This window comes from Leuconostoc sp. BM2 (genome assembly GCF_002095565.1).
Taxonomy (GTDB): Bacteria; Bacillota; Bacilli; order Lactobacillales; family Lactobacillaceae; genus Leuconostoc; species Leuconostoc falkenbergense.
In genome coordinates this window covers 1-19233 of the sequence record NZ_MOWQ01000013.1, presented here as the reverse complement: position 1 = coordinate 19233, position 19233 = coordinate 1, and the positions used below count along the sequence as shown (strand labels likewise).

The following is a 19233-nucleotide window of genomic DNA, read 5'->3' as shown; positions in this document are numbered from 1 at the left end:
CTAGGGGAAAACAACTAATGTAATAAAATAAAACAACAATTCAATAGTTTACACTTGTGTTATGTCACAAATGTGATATACTATAAATATAGAGAGGAACAAGAAAAGTGAGTGATGAAATCTCACGAGCCTCTTTTTGATAAAGGAGATGTAACTAGATGTTTAGAAGCAGCAACTTTATACAAGACTACGCCCACAATCGTGTGCGTGGTCAAACTAACGAGGACGGCGATTGACAATGAGATTTGATATTAAAGCATATTTAGATGATAATTCGCTAACGATTTATCGTGTGGCGAAGGATTCTGGTTACGGGTATACAACGATTCACAAGTCGTTTAATAAAACACAATCAGACGCAACGAGCTTGAATATGCGCGATCTTGACGCACTCGCGAAGGCACAACACAAAGCAATGTGGGAAGTGCTCAGAGAACTTGAGAAACTTTATTTTGATGAACAGTAAACAAGTGCTTGGGGAAGCACAAGCACGTAGATAAAAAGGGGAATTTAAACTATGGCTAACAATAATTTTTTCAATGATCCATTCGGATCAGATATGAATGACATTTTTAACAACATGATGGGCAATATGAACGGTATGAATTCGGAAAATCGTCGTTATTTGATTAACGGTCGCGAAGTCACACCAGAGGAATTTGCGCAATATCGCCAAAGTGGTCAGTTACCACAAGGTAGTCAGCAAGCCGGCCAAGTGGCTGGTAATGGTCGCCCAATGGCACAACAACCGGGACAAGTTAAGCAAGAAGGCATGTTGGCAAAGCTTGGTCGTAATTTGACGCAAGAAGCACGTGATGGCTTGCTTGATCCAGTGATTGGTCGTAACAAAGAAATTCAAGAAACAGCAGAAATTCTAGGTCGTCGTACCAAGAATAACCCTGTGTTAGTTGGTGATGCCGGTGTTGGTAAGACGGCGGTCGTTGAAGGCTTGGCACAAGCGATTGTCAATGGGGATGTCCCAGCAGCCATTAAAGATAAGGAAATTTATAGCATTGATATTTCTAGCTTGGAAGCTGGCACACAATTCCGTGGCGCTTTTGAGGAAAATATCCAAAACTTGATGAAAGAAGTCAAGACAGCAGGTAACATCATCTTGTTCTTTGATGAAATTCATCAAATCTTAGGCGCTGGTTCAACTGGTGGCGAAGATGGTGGTAAGGGATTGGCTGATATTATCAAGCCTGCCTTGAGTCGTGGTGAAATTTCATTAATTGGTGCCACAACACAAGATGAGTACCGTAACACAATCATGAAAAACGCTGCCTTGGCACGTCGTTTCAACGAAGTAACGGTTAATGCACCAAGTCCAAAGGACACGCTTGAGATTTTGAAGGGTATTGCTAAGTTATACGAGAAGCACCACCATGTCTCATTGCCAGAAGATGTCTTAAAAGCAGCGGTTGATTATGCGGTTCAGTATATTCCACAACGGTCATTACCTGATAAGGCGATTGATTTGTTGGATATGACAGCAGCACATTTGTCAGCGAAGAATCCAGTGACAGACAAAGTCAGCCTAGAAAAGCAAATGACTGATGTTAAAGCAAAGCAAGAAAAGGCAGTTAGTGATGAAGATTATGAAGCAGCCTTGAAATATAAGAACCAAATTGCTGATTTGGAGAAGAAAATCAATAGTGCTGAAGATGCTACAAAAGTTGTGGCAACGCCAAATGATGTTGCGGAATCAGTTGAACGTTTGACTGGTATTCCCGTTGCACAAATGGGTGCTTCAGATATTGAACGCTTGAAGACAATTGGTGATCGCTTGGCTGGTAAAGTCATTGGTCAAGATGAAGCTGTTAACATGGTTGCTAAGGCAATTCGCCGTAATCGTGCAGGATTTGATGAAGGTAATCGTCCAATTGGTTCGTTCTTGTTTGTTGGACCAACTGGTGTTGGTAAGACTGAACTTGCTAAGCAGTTAGCGTTGGATATGTTCGGTAGCAAGGAAAACATTGTCCGTCTGGATATGAGTGAGTATTCTGACTTGACGGCCGTATCAAAGTTGATTGGTACGACGGCAGGATATGTTGGTTATGACGACAACAGCAACACCTTAACAGAAAAAGTACGTCGTAATCCTTACTCAATTGTCTTACTAGACGAAATTGAAAAGGCTAATCCGCAAGTTTTGACCTTACTATTGCAAGTGATGGATGATGGTCGCTTGACTGATGGTCAAGGTAATGTGGTTAACTTTAAGAACACAGTCATTATTGCTACATCAAACGCCGGCTTCGGTCATGGCGCAGCAGGTGACGAAGAAGACTTGATGAAGAAGTTGGCACCTTACTTCCGCCCTGAATTCTTGAACCGTTTCAATGGTGTGATTGAGTTTAGCGCTTTGACAAAGGCGGACTTGAAGCAAATTGTTGACTTGATGTTAGATGATGTGAACAAGACATTGGCTAAGAAAGACTTGACATTGCAAGTATCTGAAGCAGTCAAGAATCATCTGATTGAAGATGGTTATGACGAAGCAATGGGTGCACGTCCACTACGTCGTGTCATTGAGCAACAAATTCGTGACCAAGTAACCGATTTCTACTTGGATAACCCCGGTGAAAAGGCTTTGAGCGCTGACTTAGTTGACGGCAAGGTAGTCATCTCAGCAGTGGTTGCAAAGACACCAGTAACTGAATAATAGTTGTTAAATGATTGAACCAGTTCATCTATTGATGAGCTGGTTTTTTTGTGTGATTTGTTCACAAAATGGTCATCTTTTGTTCAAGGTAGCTTCACCCCCCCACTTTATACTAAATGATGACGATAAAACTGGGAGTATGCTGCATGAAAAAATATGTTAGAAAAGCCATCTTAATTAACGATAACTTTGCTACTGGTTAGCGCAAGTCCTGTACAAATGGTAGCCGCTGTGGCTGCCGAACAATCTAATCTGAAATCAGCAACACACGATAAGACAAAAAAGGCTGCATTGCTGGATAAAGTTTTTAAAATGCCAAAAAGACAGTCTGAGGTTAATACCTCGGCTGATACTGATAAGGCACCAGTTGAAGTTCAGCCAGAACCAAAGGCTGACCCTGTGCCAGAACCAGATAAGCCGGTTGTAGCGCAAAAAGAAAAAATAAGTGAACCGACGTTAGCACCACAGTTAAAAGCAACTGAGACGATCACAGGGACTTATGGGACATCACCATACACGCTGGACCCAGATACCGGCATTTTGGAGTTTGGAGCGGGAACGTTGGCAGCGGGTGAAATTATGTATGCTGCCGAGTTCGCAGGCTATGTCTCAATGATTAAGGAAATAAAATTCTTATCAGGTGCTAAGCTACCTTCAAATAGTAGTCAGATGTTTTGCTATTTATCCAATTTAGAAAAGTTTGATAGCGCGAATCTTGATACATCAGATGTGACGACAATGCTCCGAATGTTTTATGGTTCACAAGCACCGACGCTAGATTTGAGTAGTTTTGATACGAGTGCGGTGACTGGTATGAGTGATATGTTTAGTTATTCAGCGGCAACAACGTTAGATTTGAGTAGTTTTGATACGAGTGCGGTGACTGATATGAGTGATATGTTTTCTGGTTCAAAAGCGACGACGCTAGATTTGAGTAGTTTTGATACGAGTGCAGTCACTGACATGAGTCATATGTTTTATGAATCAGCCGCAACAACGCTAGACGTGAGTAGTTTTGATACGAGTGCAGTGACTAATATGAGATATATGTTTAGTGGTTCAAAAGCGACGACGCTAGATTTGAGTAGTTTTGATACGAGTGCGGTGACTGATATGAGTGATATGTTTAATTATTCGAACGCAACGACGATTGACATCAGTAGCTTTGATACAAGTCTAGTGACCGACATGAGCTATATGTTTTATCAATCACAAGTTTTGACGCTGGATTTAAGTCATTTTACGTTCAACTCAGAATGCGACGTTGACAACATGCTATATATGTATAATCGTAGCTTATGGAAGCTAACACTTGGCGCGAACCAAACATTTGATGGTGCCGCCAATATTCTGGATCCAATTGTGGGTTCGACTATTCCGGGAGCTGGTAGTGATTACGTGAGTGGCAATCGCTGGCAAATTGTTGGTGAGGGGACTGACCATGCGCCCACTGGTGCCTTGATTTCCGGTGGTGACATTCCAAGTGACAGTCGTGCAGTTACAACAACGTACGTTTGGCAACCTCGCGAAAAGTGGCGTGGTGTTAATGGTAATTCACCGTGGTATTTGAATCCAGATGATGGTGTTTTGACCTTTTACAAGTCTGAAGACGACTCGCCCACGGTGCTGGCTGAGGGGGTTTATGAGAACTTGAATGCGACTTTTGGGTGGGGTTCAGATTTACCACAGTTAGTCACTGCTATTAGATTTGAAGATGATGTTGCAGCGCCAGTGGATTCAAGCTATTTGTTCTCGGATTTGGAGAACTTACAATCATTTGATGATACGAATCTCGATACTGGTAATGTTGAGGATATGAGTGGCATGTTTGCTTTCGCATCACAGTTAAGTACGCTTGATTTGAGTCACTTCAACACTGATAAGGTTGAGAATATGGATACGATGTTTGGTGGATTGTCTAGTTTGACAGCGCTGAATATTGAAAGTTTTAACACGAGTAATGTAACAAACATGAGCTACATGTTTGCAGACGCGTCACTGAGTAGCCTTGATTTGAGTCATTTCAATACTGATAAGGTTGAGAATATGTCATGTATGTTTCTAATGATGCCTAACTTGACGGCATTAGATTTGTCTAGCTTTAATGCCAGCAATGTCACAGATATGTTTGGTATGTTTGCCTTGAACGGCCTGAAGCACTTAGACTTGTCACATTTCGATACGGCACGTGTTGAGAATATGCAAGTCATGTTTGTGGGTGCGTCACTGGAAACATTAGACACTAGTTCATTTGACTTATCTGGGTTAAAAGAAGTGAACCCTGAAGCGGGTGGAATCGGCGTTACCTCGCCGGTTGCGTTCATGTTTAGCTCATGGCAAGCGTTGGACCCTGAATCTGATCAAGAAAGCAACCTTTGGCAGGTTAAGCTTGGCGAACAGACAGTATTCCCAGAGGACCCCGGATTTGACGCAGCACCAGCGGCTGGCACAACGATTCCTAGCACAAGTTACGTCACGAATGACGCGGCTTGGCAGATTGTTGGTAACGGCACTGTCTTGAATCCAAAAGGTGACAAGGTTTCTACCACTGAAATGTGGGACGATGCGGTTCGACCGGTAACGTATGTTTGGGCCAACAAGAATCAAGCTTCGCCAAGTATTGTATCAGTTGATGACCTTAATTTTGGCACGTTAGCAGCCAGTGACTTCTTTAATGGCAATAGCCCTCTGGCAACCAACATGACAACTGGTTCAGTAGCCTTAGAAGATTTAGACAACAGTACAACGTATAATGTTACCGTGGCGCAAACAAGCGACTGGACAACTGATGGTGAATCAGCTACGATTGCTAATTCAGATTTGAAGATTAAATATGGCGCTAATGATTTATCCACGGGAGCTTGCAGTTTCTGGTCGGGCACATCAGCGACCGCAACCAAGAATATTCTATTTAACCATGATGATACCAAAAACTTCAGCATTTGGTTGAACCCTAATGCTGTCTTGTCGACTAATTTATTAGGCAAACAACTAGAATCAGAATTAACATGGACGTTAAGTGACACGCCAGAGTGATAACAGCAATGAGTGAAAATGGTACAATGAAGAAAATAGATAAAGGACTTTTTGCGTGTTAACCACGCACAACAGACATTACGATGATTATTCAACATGCCATTTTGCATATTTTAGATACGAACACAGGTAGTTTAATTGCTTCCCAAGCGGAAATGAACGTTGATAACGCTGGTGTTCATGATTATATTGACAAGATTGTCGCCAAGGTCATGCAAGGTGATATCAAGACAGGTCATCTCACCGCCGACAATTATCTCAAAAAAAGTTTGGCACAAGATAATTTTGCGACCATGACCACACAACTCGCTGCTAAATTATTTGACACAATGGCCGGGAGTGAAGCAATTCACCCCGGCGATTTGTTGAGTTTTCAAGCGACGATGGACGAAGGGCCAGTATTTGGGTTGATAAAGTTGGATTTTGCACCACGTTATGCACATGCTGTCGAATACGAAGACGACAAAATGGTGAATAACTTGGTGCTAAATCAAGCTGTTTTGCCCGCTGCGACGCAAACGGTCAGTGAAGCAATATTGGTTGATTTAAACGATGATAGTTATCAACTGCTAGAAAAGAAATACCTCATTGATGGTCACCGCGTGCCGTATTTTTCCGAAAAATTCCTCGAAATAAAACCGGACGTTTCGGTAAAAGAGAATATTCAAACGATTAAGCGCACAGTTAAAAATATCGCTGAAAAATACGACGAACCAGAGCATGAAGCGCTCGCTATCACACAAACCGTGATCCACGATAGTATTGAGGCGACTGGTGAAATTGACACTGACAAAATTGCTGAAAAAGTTTTCACCAATAATATCAGCGCGAAGCAAGAATACACTGAAAAGGCAATTCCAAAGACTGTTGCTGTCCCCAACACGACCAAATACGAAAAAAAGTATCGCGTCCAAAAGTTTAAATTGGATTCCGGTATTGAATTATCTATTCCGATTGATATTTATCAAGATCATAGTAAAGTAGAATTTGTCAATAACGCGGATGGTACGATGTCGTTGGTGCTCAAAGACATTGCGTCCATCGTCAACAAGTTCAGCGTTCAAGGAGAAAAATATGCCCTATCAAGATTCCTATATTGCTAAAATACGTGAAAAAGTTGGTCATGACTTTGAATTGGTGACGGCCACTACTGACACCGTCATTGAAAATCAAAAAGGCGAGCTATTGATGGTCTTTAATCGTGATTTCAATGCGTGGGCTTTCCCCGGTGGCTACGTTGAGCCAGAAATGTCGTGGCAGGAAAATGCAGCGCGTGAATCACTTGAAGAAGGTGGTATCGTCGCGGACCCACAACAATTACAACTGATAGGAACAGTATCAGGACGCCACTACATTGCCCATTATCCTAATGGTGACCGGACGAAACTCTACACAACGGTTTATTTGTTAACATCATGGGATGATGAGTTATCTCAAATTGATGACACTGAAATCGACGCTAAGCGTTGGATGTCACCGAAAACAATTGCCCACACACCACTAACGTTTTCTGGGGACGCTGTTTTTAGAGTGTATCAGCAATACAAAGCAACCGGTCAAGCGCAAACATTGACGGTTGATAGTATCCTACAACGTTTTCTTGACGCCCAAAATGGTGAAATCATTGGCGTGAATTCCTATCAAGACGCACTTCAAGAATTAACCAATGGTCAAAAACAAACCCATTGGATGTGGTTTGTGCTACCACAATTAAAAGGTTTGGGTAGCAGCGCGCGTGCAATGTACTATGGTATTGATGGCGAACAAGAAGCCAACGATTATCTTGCTGATGACACATTACGTGAGCGTTTAGAAACGATTGTCACGACCACACTGAATTTGCCTGACTCTGATCCGGTGGCATTATTTGGTGAAGTCGATGCGCAAAAATTCCAAGCAAGTTTGACATTGTTTGGTAAAGTCGCTGACAATTCTGAACTGTACCAACGTGCATTGGTGAAATACTTCAACGGACGCTTACATGAGCCAACGTTAGCACTGTTAAAATAAAAACGCCTGCTTACCTAATGATAGGTTTCAGGCGTAACAGTATTTGCTGCAGTTGCGCTGTATCGCTAATGCCAGCAATTGCAATTCTGACAAAATAATCCCTGTGCGACCGCCAGCCACCAGCTTGAAATTGGGGGCTCAACAGCACATGGATTTTTTGTTGCGCCAAATCGTCTTTAACTTTTCCAATTTCCAACTTAGGATTAATTTTGACCCATTGAAAAGGACTGTTAGGGGCGCTGAGATCAAATATTTCACGAAAAACAGCAACATGACGTTCTATTTGCTCACGTTGATAATGGATTAAAGGTTCAATAAGATGATGTTCAATCAGATAGCGGATAATTTCAAAGTCTAGCGTCGGTTCTTGCAAATTTAAATTAGTAAATGAATGGCGCAATTGTCGATCAAATTGCTGGTCATACAAGAGAAAGGCGACGCGCAAACCGGGCGCAACAATTTTAGAAAAGCTAGTGATATAAACTGTGTTTTGCGGTGCTAAATCAATTATGGCAGGCAATTTTTGTGTATCTAAATGTCTCAAATAGTCATCTTCAATGATAATAAAATCATGTTGCCTACTCAATCTTGCTAACTGTTGACGCCGAATCAGTGGCATGGAACGATTGGTTGGATTGGATAAAAATGGCATGACGTAAACACCGTTAATTTTTTGATTGGTGAGTAAATGTTCGAGTGCAACGAGATCCATGCCATCTTGATTTTGCGCAATTGCCAGCAGTTTGATATGCAATGTTTTCGCTAATTCAATGAAATTAGAATAGGTGTATTCATCGACGACGATTGTGTCATAAGGTTTGAACAAGCCAGACAAGATGACTGCTAAGCCACTCTGCCCGCCGCCGGTAATCAAGGTTGATTGATTCTTGTTCATGGGCACCTGTAAATAATCAAACCACTGCTGACAAATTTGGTGGTATTGTTGGTCGTCAAAAGCGTTGGTAGAGTAGCGTGACAAAGTTGCTAATGTGACGTGTGACATAGCTAGTTTGATAGTGCTTTCTGCAAGACTATTAGGCGTGTGTCCCATATTGAGACTACCCAAATCGCTGATGTGTGATGCGTTATTTTGTGCTTGAATTGTATTATCGCGCACACCATTAGGCGATACAAAAGTACCACGACCTTTTTCTGAGTAGAGTAGTCCTTGTTTGATTGCCAATTCATAAGCATGTGTGACAGTTGTGAAATGAATGTCTAAAAAATAGGACAGTTCTCGGTGGGAAGGTAGCTGTTTATAGGGTGGCAATATGCCGTTTTCAATGTCGTTTTGAATATTTTGATACAGCGATTGGTAAAGCGGTGGTTGCAAAGGCAATTTGCTGGGGACCCAAGATAAGTCATCATCAACCATAGTTGTTCTCCTAATTATCTGTGATTATTAAATATTATAAGGCATACAATATTTTTATTGTATGCCTTTGTATTTACTGGTAACTTGTTAGTAATCAGAAAAAGGCGGGTTTATGTATGAAAATAAGTGTTAAAGCAATTCTCATCGGTGTGCTATCTGCCTTCTTTTTCTCATTGACCTTTATTTTCAATGAAATCATTGCGAATAAGAACGGTTTTTGGCTATGGTCTGCGTCCCTGCGATTTTTATGGATGGTGCCCATGATGGCTGTTATTTTAGTACCACTCGGTGGGTCATTTAAGCACGTGAAGCAAGCAATCAGTCGGCAACCGGTGTCATGGTGGGTGTGGAGTCATTTTTGTTTTGTGCTGTTTTATGTGCCATTATGTTTAGCAAGCGCATACTTGCCGGGCTGGTTGGTGGCAAGCGTCTGGCAAAGCACAATTGTTTGTGGTGTTTTGACGACCCCATTGCTCAACTTACGTGTTAGAGGGAAGACAACAAGACCAAAAGTTCCTTTTCCGTGGCAAAGTTTGCCTTGGATGGGGTTTATTTTGGCTGGTGTGTTGATGACGGTCATGCAATACATGGGGACAATTCATATCACTGGGCATATCTACTTAGCCTTGTTGGCGATTCTTGTTGGGGCGATTTGTTATCCTTTGGGAAATCGTCAAGTCATGGTGGTAGCGCCCAAAACGAGTGGAATTGAGCGAATCTGGGGGATGTTAATTTGTACAACACCGACGTGGCTATTGCTTGCTGGGATTAGTTTTGTTGTCAACGGCACCCCTAGCAGCAAAACGGTTATGGCAACTTTTCTGGTTGCGCTCTCTTCAGGTGTTATTGCTACGGCACTCTTTTTCCACGCAACCTCAATGGTTTTTAAGAACATCAAATCATTAGCCAAAGTTGAAGCAACACAAGCGATGGAATTAGTGTTTTCAATCATTTTAAGTGTGATTGTTTTACATCATCCGTTCTCGTTTGGCTGGCAATTTTGGGGCGTTTTGGTGATTATTGTCGGTATTGTTGGGATTAGTTTGCGCGATTAAAAAAAGTAGTCGTCTGACTACTTTGGGTTTGACTATGCTTTAGCTTTGGGGGCATGCAACACAAGACCATGCTCTGGTGTTCGAGCGTTGATGACAATGTCTTCAACCTTGAAGATATGTGCCAGTTCATCTTCACTGAATACACCTTTATTTTCAGCGATCTGGCGCAACGATTTGCCAGTACGTAGGGATTCTTTGGCAATTTTAGCAGCTTCTTGATAGCCAATAATTGGGGCCATTGCGGTTGCAAAACTAGCTGACAAATCAATATCCTGTGACAAACGTGATTTGTTAATGGTGATACCGTCAACCGCATTGATACGTAGTGTATCCATTGCACGGGTCAAATGTTCAATGCCTGCAATCAGACTTTTGAAGATAATGGGCTCAAAAGCGTTGAGCTCAAGCTGTCCAGCCTCCGCCGCTGCTGTGATGGTGGCGTCAAAGCCAATCATTTCAAAAGCGACTTGGTTGACTACTTCTGGAATGACGGGGTTAACTTTACCGGGCATGATGGAAGAACCGGCTTGTTTAGCGGGTAGATTGATTTCATGGAGACCAGAACGTGGACCGGAACTAATGAGTCTTAGATCATTTGACATTTTTGATAGGTTGACCGCCAGTGACTTAAGAGCACCTGATAGCGCCACAAAGCTATCTAAATTAGAGGTGGCGTCAAATAAATCATGTGCCTGTGTCAAGGGCAAGTTGGTGATACTAGCAAGGTTTGGGACGATGTGGACTTGATAGTGATAGATGACATTGATTCCTGAACCAATGGCCGAGCCACCCATATTAAGCATATATAGCGCATCGCGAGCGGTGGTGAGCCGTGTTATATCACGACGTAGGGGCTTGAGCCATGCGTGAAAACTATTACCCAACGTCATTGGCACGGCGTCTTGCAGTTGCGTGCGCCCCATTTTGTAAGTTGTAGAGAACGTGTCAGCTTTGTTGCCAAGAGCGTCAACTAGGGATTCTAATGAGTCAAGCAATGGCGCCATCAAACGAATCAAGGCAATTTTACCAGCGCTTGGATAAGTATCGTTGGTACTTTGACCCATATTAATATGATCATTGGGATTAATGCGTTGATAGTCGCCACGGGCGCGACCAATTTGTTCTAATGCAATGTTGGCAATCACTTCATTGACATTCATATTGGTGCTTGTACCAGCACCACCTTGAATGTCACTAATGGGAAACATACGAGAATCAATTGGTTGCTTGAGGAGTAATTTAGTTGCACTGACAATGTGCTTGGCAATTGAACGATCCAAATTACCTGACGTGGCGTTTGTTTGGGCAGCTGCTTGCTTAATTTCCAGAAAGGCGCGAATAATTTCTGGGTGAGTGACATTATCTGAAATCGGGAAATTATTCAAAGCTCGCTGGGTATGAACACCAAAGTAGACATCTTTTGGCAGTTCGATCTGACCAAGTGAATCTGATTCTGTACGCATGTTGGTTCTCCTTGCAGGTTATGAGAATATTTTACCGCACAAATCGAGTATACCAATTATCTATGTTATGTTTTATGACATCAAAAAAAGGCCCCTCAAGGTGCCTTAATAATTTCAACGTTATTCTCATGACCAATCACAATTTGATTGACGACATCGGTGAACAAACCGTGTTCAACAACACCAACCATACCAATAAGTTCTTCACCCAAAGCCCTTGGGTCTTCAATGACTGGTAAATGTAAATCAATTAAGAAGTTTGCCGAATCGGTGCGGACAGGATTACCATTTTGGTCTAATCGCCAAGTTGGGTGGAATCCATCTGCGGTAAAGCGCTTGAACAATTGTTCAGAACCATAAGGAATGACTTCCACGGGTAAATATTGTTCGAGTTTTGGGACACGTTTGGTTTGGTCAATGACCCAGATGTTTTCACGTGAATTGAAAGCGACAATTTTTTCCCATAGGAGAGCAGCTCCGCCACCTTTAATGGCTGAAAAGTCGTCGGCAACTTGGTCGGCACCATCAATCGTCAAATCAATTTTGTCGACATCGTCAACATTATACATGGGAATGCCTAGTTTAGCCGCATTACGACGCGTTTTCTCGGAAGTTGGGACGCCAACAATTTTGAGATTTTCGTTGGCAACACGTTCACCCAATGCTGTGATAACGTGGGCAATGGTCGAACCAGAGCCAATGCCGACCACCATACCATCTTGAACAAATTCAGCGGCACGTCGGCCAGCAATAATCTTTTGCAAATCTTGTGTTGAACTCATGACTTGTATTCAATCTCCTGATAAATGTCGGGATTGCGGAAAAACAAAGCGCGTGCGTATGAGCAGACGGGTTTCACTGTTTGACCGTTTGCTTGTGCTTCATGAACGACAGTATCGACTAACTGACGTGCGACACCTTGACCACGTAGTGATGGGTCAACGATTGTCGAGTTGAGTGACAAGGTTTTGCCATCATTAATTGTGGTATAAAGCACTTCTGCAATTGTTTTGCCGTCTTTTTCCAAAAAATAACGACCATTTTCATGTTGAAAGTCCATAATGATTTCCTCTGTCTACATTATAACAATAGAAGAGCAGTTAAGTGACAAAAATGCTGTCTAAAATTTGACCGAAATAACGTATAATGAAATATAAACAATTAATGAGGTATTTGAAAGATGACACGTGGTTTTGAAATAGTAAGTCAATACGCTAATGCTGGTTTAAATTTGCCTAAGCGAAGCACAACACAAGCAGCTGGATATGATTTTGAAGCATCAGCAGACGTTACCTTGCCAAGCGTTTTGAGTAATCCTTTTTTTAAGGGACTCAACATTTTATCCCTTGGTAAACTAAAAGGTATTCGTGATGATGCCGATTTACAAGACCTTTTAAAGCCTGTTTTGGTACCAACGGGTATTAAAGCATATATGGCTGAAAGTGAGTATTTGCAGCTTGTGTCACGTTCTAGCGGTCCAATCAAAAAGCGTATCATGATGCCAAATGCAATTGGTATTGTGGACGCTGACTACTATAATAATGATGCTAATGAAGGTGAAATTTTCTTCCAGTTCATTAACTTTGGCATTAAAGATGTTCACATCAAAAAAGGCGAACGTATTGGTCAAGGAATTTTCTTACCGTATCTGCTGGCTGATGGGGACGATCAAGTTGCTAAACAACAACGACAAGGCGGATTTGGGTCAACGGGTCAAAATTAATGGCAGATGAGGCGACAGATATTGTTTGGCGAGGGGTTGAACACGATTTTAAGTTGCGCGTGACAGGCGCCTTTTTTAACAAACAGCATCAGGTGGCAGTTAATGTCGACATCGACAATCACTTTTCAGCCTTACCGGGTGGAAAAATTAAGTTTGGTGAGACAAGTCAGGTTGCTATTGTCAGAGAATTTGCTGAATAAATGGGCATTCACGTCCGACCGGTACGGTTGATTGCCGTCACGGAAAATCTGTTTGCTTTTCGTGGTAAGCAGACTAATGAAATTAATTTTACTTGGCTAGTTGAACAAGCTGATCAGACTAAATTATTTGCTAAAGATGCGTGGGAGCAAACTGTAACATGGCGTGACACCAATGATTTAGCTGACTTTAAGCCAACAGCATTGCAGCCGTTTATACGTGAATTGCCTACTACGCCAATCCACCTCATGAATCAAGATTAGGAGAGCAATTCATCACATGCAACAAAAGATAGGTGTTTTAGCAGATGTTCATGGTAATTTAACAGCTTTAGAGGCTGCGATTGCTGATGCAAAAGCGAATGGGGTGACCGAGTTTTGGTCATTAGGCGATATTACAACGTTTGGGCCTGGCACGGTAGCGAGTTACCATTTGCTGCAACAGGAGAACACTACGGTTTTCTTACAAGGTAATTGGGAATCCACTTATTTTGAAATTGAAGCTGGCGAGCCAATAGATTTTGGTAATGCTAAGGATGTGGCCTTTTTGGCTTGGATGTCACGTGAATATGCGGCATTTAATCAGGCAGAGATTGATCAAATCAGGCGGTTGCCAATTAAGCGTCGTATTGAACGTGCAGGGCTAAAAATTGACCTCATGCATAATCAGCCCAATAAGAATTACGGTAGTGATTTATCGCCCGACGCACCACAAGCCAACTTTGATAGAGTATTTCAAGGTAGTGATGCGGACATGGCAATACATGCACATGTTCATGCTCAAATTATGCGCAGTGACAACATTGTTTATGAACCGTATCGGATGCACCGTATTTTGAATACTGGGACAGTGGGGCAATCATATCAACTGACTCAAAAAGGTATGATTGCACAGTATTTGTTATTGACATTAGACGATATTGTTGGTGTGGCGAGCGCTGATTTTCGACGGGTCAATTATGATACATCACTTGAAATAGCCCGTGCCAAACAGGCTGACTGGCCATTTTCTGAGTCCTATATTCGCATGTTAAAAACAGGTCAATTTACACGTGATGTTGATAGTTTGGCGGCGGACAAACGTTTTCCAGAGTATCAAGCGCAAGCCCAGTCATTTTATCAACAGCTGAAAGGAGAATAACTATCGCTAAAGTTAAAACGCAATTTATATGTACCAATTGTGGGTTTGTATCAGCTCGTTATCTTGGGCGTTGCTCGAATTGTGGTGAGTGGGGGACATTAGTTGAAGAAAAAATTCAACCAGAAACCAATGATCGCAAGAGCCGTGTCAGCCTTGATGGTCGAACGGCCAAAGTTGAAAAAATTAACGAAGTGACTTCTGAGGCGACCCCACGGGTGGCAACGCAACTAAAGGAGTTAAATCGTGTCCTTGGTGGTGGTGTCGTACCGGGATCAATGGTACTGATTGGTGGCGATCCGGGTATTGGTAAATCAACGTTATTGCTACAAGTTTCAGGGCAATTGGCGCAAGCGGGTCGTGTTTTGTATGTAACCGGTGAAGAATCTGCGACCCAAGTTAAATTGCGTGCTGATCGTTTGGGCGTTGGGCATGACGAATTTTACCTTTATCCGGAAACGGATATGACGGCTATCAAAAAACAAATTGAAAGTTTACAGCCGGATTTTGTGGTGATTGATTCGGTTCAAACGATGCAAGAACCAGATATCACGTCTGCCATTGGCTCAGTCTCACAAATTCGTGAGGTGACAGCTGATTTGCTGCAAATCGCCAAGACTAATAATATTTCCATCTTTATCGTCGGTCATGTGACCAAAGATGGTGCTATTGCGGGACCCAAGATTTTGGAACACATGGTGGACACGGTATTATATTTTGAAGGTGATAGTCACTACAAATACCGTATTCTACGTGCTGTCAAAAACCGTTTTGGGGCGACTAACGAATTAGGTATTTTTGAAATGCGAGATGGCGGGCTAATTGAGGTTGCCAATCCTTCTGAAATTTTCCTTGAGGAGCGCTTGGCTGGTGCAACCGGATCGGCCATCGTGGTGGCATTAGAAGGATCACGCCCAATTTTGGTTGAGCTGCAAGCTTTGGTTACACCGACTGTATTTGGAAATGCGCAACGGACCGCGGCTGGATTAGATCGTAACCGTGTGTCACTTATTATGGCTGTACTTGAGAAACGTGCTAATTTGCTACTGCAAAATCAAGATGCCTATTTGAAGGCGGCTGGGGGTGTCAAACTTGATGAGCCAGCGATTGATTTGGCAATTGCAATTGCGATTGCGAGTTCTTACTATGATAAAGAGTCACAATCTAGTGATGTATTTATTGGTGAAATTGGTTTGACTGGTGAAGTGCGCAGTGTTGCTGATATTGAAGGGCGTTTAAAGGAAGCAAAAAAGCTTGGCTTCAAACGTGCAATTGTACCAAAAAACAATTTAAATGGGATTACCAAGCCACGTGACATTCAAATCGTTGGTGTCGCAACCTTGAGCGAAGCGCTTAAAATTGCGCTAGGGTAATATTTAAAAAGCCAGTTTAACTGGCTTTTTATTTTGTCAAAAAATGAGAATGATTGCACAAAAAAATATCAAAATAGTCGATGAAAATTCATAAAAGGCTGTAATAATGAAGTTTATGTTAAAGAAAAGAGAAGAAATATGACAGGAAAAATTGTGAATAAGGTAATGGAAAATGGGTGGTAGGTATGGTTAGTTAGTATTAAACACGAACTGTCTTCTAAATGATAGTGTGATGAAGACGTGATTTTCATTTGATGATTTTAGGAGTCGATTGAGTGAAAATATTGACGCAAATAGACAAGTTATTAGCTTACGATAAACGTGTATGTAGAACGTATGTAGAACTAAAGATTTCAAGGAGAAATGTTTATAATGAAAAAAATTATTACACTCATGATGTTGATAGTAACAGTTGTTGGTGCTTTTGTACCTATAGTGCCGGTATTAGCTGATGAAATAGGCAAACGTACTTATACAATGATTGATGGTCGAAGCATAACAATTAAAGACAGTGATATCGTAGATGCGACAGATGGTAGCAAAGGTGATCGAGCTGCGCTCGACTTAGATTCGAAAGAACGGACACTCATCATTAATGGCAAAACATTATTGATGCCTTTAGTGGATGGTAAATGGAATGAAATGAATAATTATTTATTTGATAGCGATACTGAAACATTAAAAGTAAATCAAAAGCCAACGGTTGGAGCTTCTATTAATGCTGTGACACCAGATCATCTGCAAACTAGTAACGGATGGTCTTGGCAAAGTGGTCATCAATCTGGAATTTGTGTTGCAGGATATAATTACCAAAATTCTTTGAAAATGTACGACAATATGTGTGCCGCGAGTTTTATTACCAATGCCACTGTTGCCATAGTTTCTCCTGGAGGGCTGATTGGTAAAATCCTTTCTGTTATTGGAATTAGTAATATCGACATTCTCGGAATCAACGCAATGAATGAAGAAATTGCTAAGTTAAAAAATGCCTATGATAAAACTACAGACAAAGGCTTCGGCACAGTAACAACTACTAAGAATGGCAAATTTTATGACTATTTTTACAATGATAGTTGGGGGACGCCACAATCGGCTTTGAGTAAACCTGACGGGTCAGATAATCGCACGCCAAACAATTGGTCGGGTGGGCTTAATGCAATGCACATGGACTTTTACTTAGGTTGGTCGTGTGACTATAATAGTGCCGGTCGTTGGGTGGGAGTAAATGGCAATAAAACAGCATACTAAAAGAGGAAAGCAGAATGTGGAAAAGTCTTAAAGGGATAGCAAAAAAAGTTAATTATCGAGATGGCGCGTGGTTTTTCTTTGGCTTTTCAATGGCCTCTTTTAGAATTGATGCAGTAGTCGGCTATTCATATCTATTTGTTTCAGTAATATTTGGATTGATATCTTTTGGAAAGACAGAGAATAAAGACAAATAAAAGACTGTAAGAATACAATAGTCGGATAAGCGTTAATGGCAATAAAAGGCATACTAAGGAGCAAGCTGATGTGGCATAAAATAAAAATGTTGTCACCTGGTACGAGCTATCGTGAAATGTCAGCCTTTTTTCTAGGACTCGCCGTTTCTGGCGCTTTTGTTGATATGCAGTGGGCGATTACGATGCTTTTGGGATCAGTAATATACGCTGTGTTGGCTAATTCTAAAGAAGCTAAGCAACGTAATGAAAAGTGAGGTTGATTAGATCAAAAACAAGACAACTTACTAAAAAAGGGACTAATATGTGGCAGAAATTTATGAACTGGCGAGAAACAGTAACTTTTACGTGATAGTGCATGGTGTATGTTTGGAATGGCAGTACCTGAGTTTTTAATAGATATACAAATGGCCTGCATGTTATTGTTTTTTCATTAGTGTTGGCCTTAAGAGCAAGGTCCGCTTATAAGAAAAAACAGCAAGGTGCAAAAAAGTATTGACTATCGTACTGATAGAGTGGGCACACATGAAAAAAACAGTCATCATATTAGTTACAATCACAATTTTGTTGATACCAATAACTCATAAAGTGTGTGGCGCTGTGGCAAACGATGCACTACCAAAACCACATGCTGTTGGTAAAGGAAATATGTACTATTTATCTTACGATGAGAGTGTTCGGTATGCTAAAAACTTTGATAATCATAGCCAAGGTGTCAACTTGTTTGGCATGGATTTGATACAACTCATAAATAATGTAAGTGGTGCTAATACGTTAAAGTATCGTGCTCAAATGGCCGTGGCAAATGGTTTTGGTGTTTGTTGGCGATCTGGTTCATGTACTAAAGGCGATAAATATTGGTATTGTAATGATTGTTGGCCCAATCCACAGGCAGCGTGCCATAAACCATCGATTCGTTTTCCAAAAAATGGCGTTTCAGTTGTCTGGGACAGCACAGTGCCACATTATAGTGTTTCAACGGCCTTTTATGGTGGGTGGTCATGCGAGATTACGCAGGCATCAACTATGGTGCTAAGTGGGCTGGCATTGGAAAAGGGCATAAGTAAGTATTAAACGAGGGACTTTAATATGAGACAATTAAAAACAGTTTTCCGTGACCGGTGGGTAAAATATTTTATTGTGGTGGTTCTAGTAGCAATCATCACGTTTTATTTTCCAAAGGCTACTGTGTCAGCATACTTCATGCTAATTATTATTGCTGGGGGTCTCTTAGCTAATTCCGACCGTGAACTCAATCAGGTAAAAAAAGATTAAATGATAGCAATAAAGCAGTAATTTCAAGACTTAAAGCTACTAAATATTAACGGGGAAAACAAAAATGAAATATACAAAAAATTTTTTTCAGGACGTTGGGGAATTTATTTTGCAGTCACCGTTGTGGCAATTATAGCAACATCATATTTCCATAATCTAATTTCTTTAGCAGAAGCTGCTATTTATGGTTGTGGTGGCTACCTCCTAGTTAATTCCGACCGTGAACTCAAGCAACTGAAACGCCAGCTTAAAGACAATGACGTTGCCAACAAAAACGTGACACATAATTTATAAATCAAAAAGGACCGCATTTCCATAAATGTGGTCCTTTTTTGCAACTTCTAAGCGACGTCGACATGAAGTGAACCCCAATAGTTGGACAAAATAAAATTAATTAACTAACAGACTCAGTGGTGAGTTGTCGATATTGAACCGGCGACAAACCATTGAGTTTTTGTTTGATCCGGTGATTGTTGTAATAATT

Annotated in this window: 22 protein-coding genes; 17 read left to right on the top strand and 5 right to left on the bottom strand. The window is 41.4% G+C overall.

The window, feature by feature from the left end; genetic code table 11:
• Positions 1-238 precede the first annotated feature (238 nt).
• The 5 genes from BMG01_RS05270 (at position 239) to BMG01_RS05250 (ending at position 7711) form a co-directional block, all read left to right on the top strand.
• On the top strand, positions 239-466 hold the full coding sequence (locus tag BMG01_RS05270; RefSeq protein ID WP_004910965.1) for a hypothetical protein: 228 nt from the start codon (positions 239-241) through the stop codon (positions 464-466).
• A gap of 51 nt (positions 467-517) precedes the next feature.
• A complete protein-coding gene (locus BMG01_RS05265; RefSeq protein WP_004910967.1) occupies positions 518-2665 on the top strand; it encodes an AAA family ATPase in 2148 nt (715 codons plus the stop codon).
• Positions 2666-2896: 231 nt separating this feature from the next.
• Complete coding sequence (locus tag BMG01_RS05260; RefSeq protein WP_158082475.1) at positions 2897-5701, top strand: BspA family leucine-rich repeat surface protein; 2805 nt, start codon at positions 2897-2899, stop codon at positions 5699-5701.
• A gap of 83 nt (positions 5702-5784) precedes the next feature.
• Complete coding sequence (locus BMG01_RS05255) at positions 5785-6804, top strand: nucleoid-associated protein (protein WP_004910971.1); 1020 nt, start codon at positions 5785-5787, stop codon at positions 6802-6804.
• Entirely contained in the window at positions 6776-7711 is a 936-nt protein-coding gene (locus BMG01_RS05250; protein ID WP_004910974.1) for a DUF1810 family protein, read from the top strand. The genes BMG01_RS05255 and BMG01_RS05250 overlap by 29 nt, the downstream gene beginning before the upstream one ends.
• Positions 7712-7721: 10 nt before the next feature.
• Here the strand turns inward: BMG01_RS05250 and BMG01_RS05245 are convergent, their stop codons facing one another.
• On the bottom strand, positions 7722-9086 hold the full coding sequence (locus BMG01_RS05245) for a PLP-dependent aminotransferase family protein (protein WP_084013429.1): 1365 nt from the start codon (positions 9084-9086) through the stop codon (positions 7722-7724).
• Positions 9087-9202: 116 nt separating this feature from the next.
• Here BMG01_RS05245 and BMG01_RS05240 point away from each other — a divergent pair, with 116 nt between their 5' ends.
• Positions 9203-10141 (top strand): multidrug resistance efflux transporter family protein, encoded by a 939-nt coding sequence (locus BMG01_RS05240; RefSeq protein WP_036066440.1) that lies wholly within the window; start codon positions 9203-9205, stop codon positions 10139-10141.
• Positions 10142-10173: 32 nt separating this feature from the next.
• On the opposite strand, the gene BMG01_RS05235 is transcribed toward BMG01_RS05240, so the two are convergent.
• The 3 genes from BMG01_RS05235 to BMG01_RS05225 all read right to left on the bottom strand — a co-directional run bounded on the left by BMG01_RS05235 (position 10174) and on the right by BMG01_RS05225 (position 12664).
• Positions 10174-11604, bottom strand: a complete 1431-nt coding sequence (locus BMG01_RS05235; RefSeq protein ID WP_004910981.1) for an aspartate ammonia-lyase — start codon at positions 11602-11604, stop codon at positions 10174-10176.
• Between the two features lie 95 nt (positions 11605-11699).
• Positions 11700-12386, bottom strand: coding sequence for a ribose-5-phosphate isomerase RpiA (gene rpiA / locus BMG01_RS05230; RefSeq protein WP_004910982.1), 687 nt, complete (start codon positions 12384-12386; stop codon positions 11700-11702).
• Positions 12383-12664, bottom strand: a complete 282-nt coding sequence (locus BMG01_RS05225; RefSeq protein WP_004910985.1) for a GNAT family N-acetyltransferase — start codon at positions 12662-12664, stop codon at positions 12383-12385. The genes rpiA and BMG01_RS05225 overlap by 4 nt, the downstream gene beginning before the upstream one ends.
• 120 nt (positions 12665-12784) lie before the next feature.
• On the opposite strand from BMG01_RS05225, the gene BMG01_RS05220 reads away from it, so the two are divergent.
• From BMG01_RS05220 to BMG01_RS10920, 11 genes are all read left to right on the top strand, one after another.
• The gene (locus tag BMG01_RS05220; RefSeq protein ID WP_004910989.1) at positions 12785-13327 is read left to right on the top strand and encodes a deoxyuridine 5'-triphosphate nucleotidohydrolase; all 543 of its coding nucleotides are present in this window, start codon (positions 12785-12787) and stop codon (positions 13325-13327) included.
• Positions 13327-13527 carry a hypothetical protein gene (locus BMG01_RS11440; RefSeq protein ID WP_004910991.1) on the top strand — a complete coding sequence of 67 codons (201 nt, stop codon included), beginning with the start codon at positions 13327-13329 and terminating at the stop codon, positions 13525-13527. Before BMG01_RS05220 ends, BMG01_RS11440 begins: the two co-directional genes overlap by 1 nt.
• A complete protein-coding gene (locus BMG01_RS11435) occupies positions 13528-13788 on the top strand; it encodes a hypothetical protein (protein ID WP_004910993.1) in 261 nt (86 codons plus the stop codon). It begins immediately after the preceding gene.
• Between the two features lie 16 nt (positions 13789-13804).
• Positions 13805-14665 (top strand): metallophosphoesterase, encoded by an 861-nt coding sequence (locus tag BMG01_RS05205; RefSeq protein WP_036068143.1) that lies wholly within the window; start codon positions 13805-13807, stop codon positions 14663-14665.
• A gap of 2 nt (positions 14666-14667) precedes the next feature.
• Entirely contained in the window at positions 14668-16035 is a 1368-nt protein-coding gene (gene radA, locus BMG01_RS05200; RefSeq protein ID WP_080519300.1) for a DNA repair protein RadA, read from the top strand.
• 372 nt (positions 16036-16407) lie between these two features.
• On the top strand, positions 16408-17283 hold the full coding sequence (locus tag BMG01_RS05195) for a hypothetical protein (protein WP_036068140.1): 876 nt from the start codon (positions 16408-16410) through the stop codon (positions 17281-17283).
• Positions 17284-17297: 14 nt separating this feature from the next.
• Positions 17298-17477: a hypothetical protein gene (locus BMG01_RS05190; RefSeq protein WP_004911012.1), complete on the top strand. Its 180-nt coding sequence runs from the start codon at positions 17298-17300 to the stop codon at positions 17475-17477.
• Positions 17478-17545: 68 nt separating this feature from the next.
• On the top strand, positions 17546-17731 hold the full coding sequence (locus tag BMG01_RS05185; RefSeq protein ID WP_004911016.1) for a hypothetical protein: 186 nt from the start codon (positions 17546-17548) through the stop codon (positions 17729-17731).
• A 268-nt stretch (positions 17732-17999) separates the two neighbouring features.
• Positions 18000-18548: a hypothetical protein gene (locus BMG01_RS05180; protein WP_036066453.1), complete on the top strand. Its 549-nt coding sequence runs from the start codon at positions 18000-18002 to the stop codon at positions 18546-18548.
• A gap of 15 nt (positions 18549-18563) precedes the next feature.
• On the top strand, positions 18564-18749 hold the full coding sequence (locus BMG01_RS05175) for a hypothetical protein (protein WP_004911023.1): 186 nt from the start codon (positions 18564-18566) through the stop codon (positions 18747-18749).
• 123 nt (positions 18750-18872) lie between these two features.
• Complete coding sequence (locus tag BMG01_RS10920; RefSeq protein ID WP_004911024.1) at positions 18873-19043, top strand: hypothetical protein; 171 nt, start codon at positions 18873-18875, stop codon at positions 19041-19043.
• A 100-nt stretch (positions 19044-19143) separates the two neighbouring features.
• On the opposite strand, the gene BMG01_RS11635 is transcribed toward BMG01_RS10920, so the two are convergent.
• The coding region (locus BMG01_RS11635; protein WP_143470296.1) for an IS3 family transposase at positions 19144-19233 on the bottom strand (90 nt) is incomplete at its 5' end.

Excerpts from the sequence above, each read along its gene's own strand:
- BMG01_RS05220 (WP_004910989.1), top strand. The coding sequence starts at position 12,785 with ATGACACGTGGTTTTGAAATAGTAAGTCAATACGCTAATGCTGGTTTA.
- BMG01_RS05225 (WP_004910985.1), bottom strand. The coding sequence starts at position 12,664 with ATGGACTTTCAACATGAAAATGGTCGTTATTTTTTGGAAAAAGACGGC.
- BMG01_RS05255 (WP_004910971.1), top strand. The coding sequence starts at position 5,785 with ATGATTATTCAACATGCCATTTTGCATATTTTAGATACGAACACAGGT.
- BMG01_RS05180 (WP_036066453.1), top strand. The coding sequence starts at position 18,000 with ATGAAAAAAACAGTCATCATATTAGTTACAATCACAATTTTGTTGATA.
- BMG01_RS11435 (WP_004910993.1), top strand. The coding sequence starts at position 13,528 with ATGGGCATTCACGTCCGACCGGTACGGTTGATTGCCGTCACGGAAAAT.
- BMG01_RS05190 (WP_004911012.1), top strand. The coding sequence starts at position 17,298 with ATGTGGAAAAGTCTTAAAGGGATAGCAAAAAAAGTTAATTATCGAGAT.
- BMG01_RS05245 (WP_084013429.1), bottom strand. The coding sequence starts at position 9,086 with ATGGTTGATGATGACTTATCTTGGGTCCCCAGCAAATTGCCTTTGCAA.
- BMG01_RS05185 (WP_004911016.1), top strand. The coding sequence starts at position 17,546 with ATGTGGCATAAAATAAAAATGTTGTCACCTGGTACGAGCTATCGTGAA.
- BMG01_RS05250 (WP_004910974.1), top strand. The coding sequence starts at position 6,776 with ATGCCCTATCAAGATTCCTATATTGCTAAAATACGTGAAAAAGTTGGT.
- BMG01_RS05270 (WP_004910965.1), top strand. The coding sequence starts at position 239 with ATGAGATTTGATATTAAAGCATATTTAGATGATAATTCGCTAACGATT.
- BMG01_RS05265 (WP_004910967.1), top strand. The coding sequence starts at position 518 with ATGGCTAACAATAATTTTTTCAATGATCCATTCGGATCAGATATGAAT.
- BMG01_RS05240 (WP_036066440.1), top strand. The coding sequence starts at position 9,203 with ATGAAAATAAGTGTTAAAGCAATTCTCATCGGTGTGCTATCTGCCTTC.
- BMG01_RS05205 (WP_036068143.1), top strand. The coding sequence starts at position 13,805 with ATGCAACAAAAGATAGGTGTTTTAGCAGATGTTCATGGTAATTTAACA.
- BMG01_RS11440 (WP_004910991.1), top strand. The coding sequence starts at position 13,327 with ATGGCAGATGAGGCGACAGATATTGTTTGGCGAGGGGTTGAACACGAT.
- BMG01_RS05235 (WP_004910981.1), bottom strand. The coding sequence starts at position 11,604 with ATGCGTACAGAATCAGATTCACTTGGTCAGATCGAACTGCCAAAAGAT.
- rpiA (WP_004910982.1), bottom strand. The coding sequence starts at position 12,386 with ATGAGTTCAACACAAGATTTGCAAAAGATTATTGCTGGCCGACGTGCC.
- BMG01_RS05195 (WP_036068140.1), top strand. The coding sequence starts at position 16,408 with ATGAAAAAAATTATTACACTCATGATGTTGATAGTAACAGTTGTTGGT.
- BMG01_RS05175 (WP_004911023.1), top strand. The coding sequence starts at position 18,564 with ATGAGACAATTAAAAACAGTTTTCCGTGACCGGTGGGTAAAATATTTT.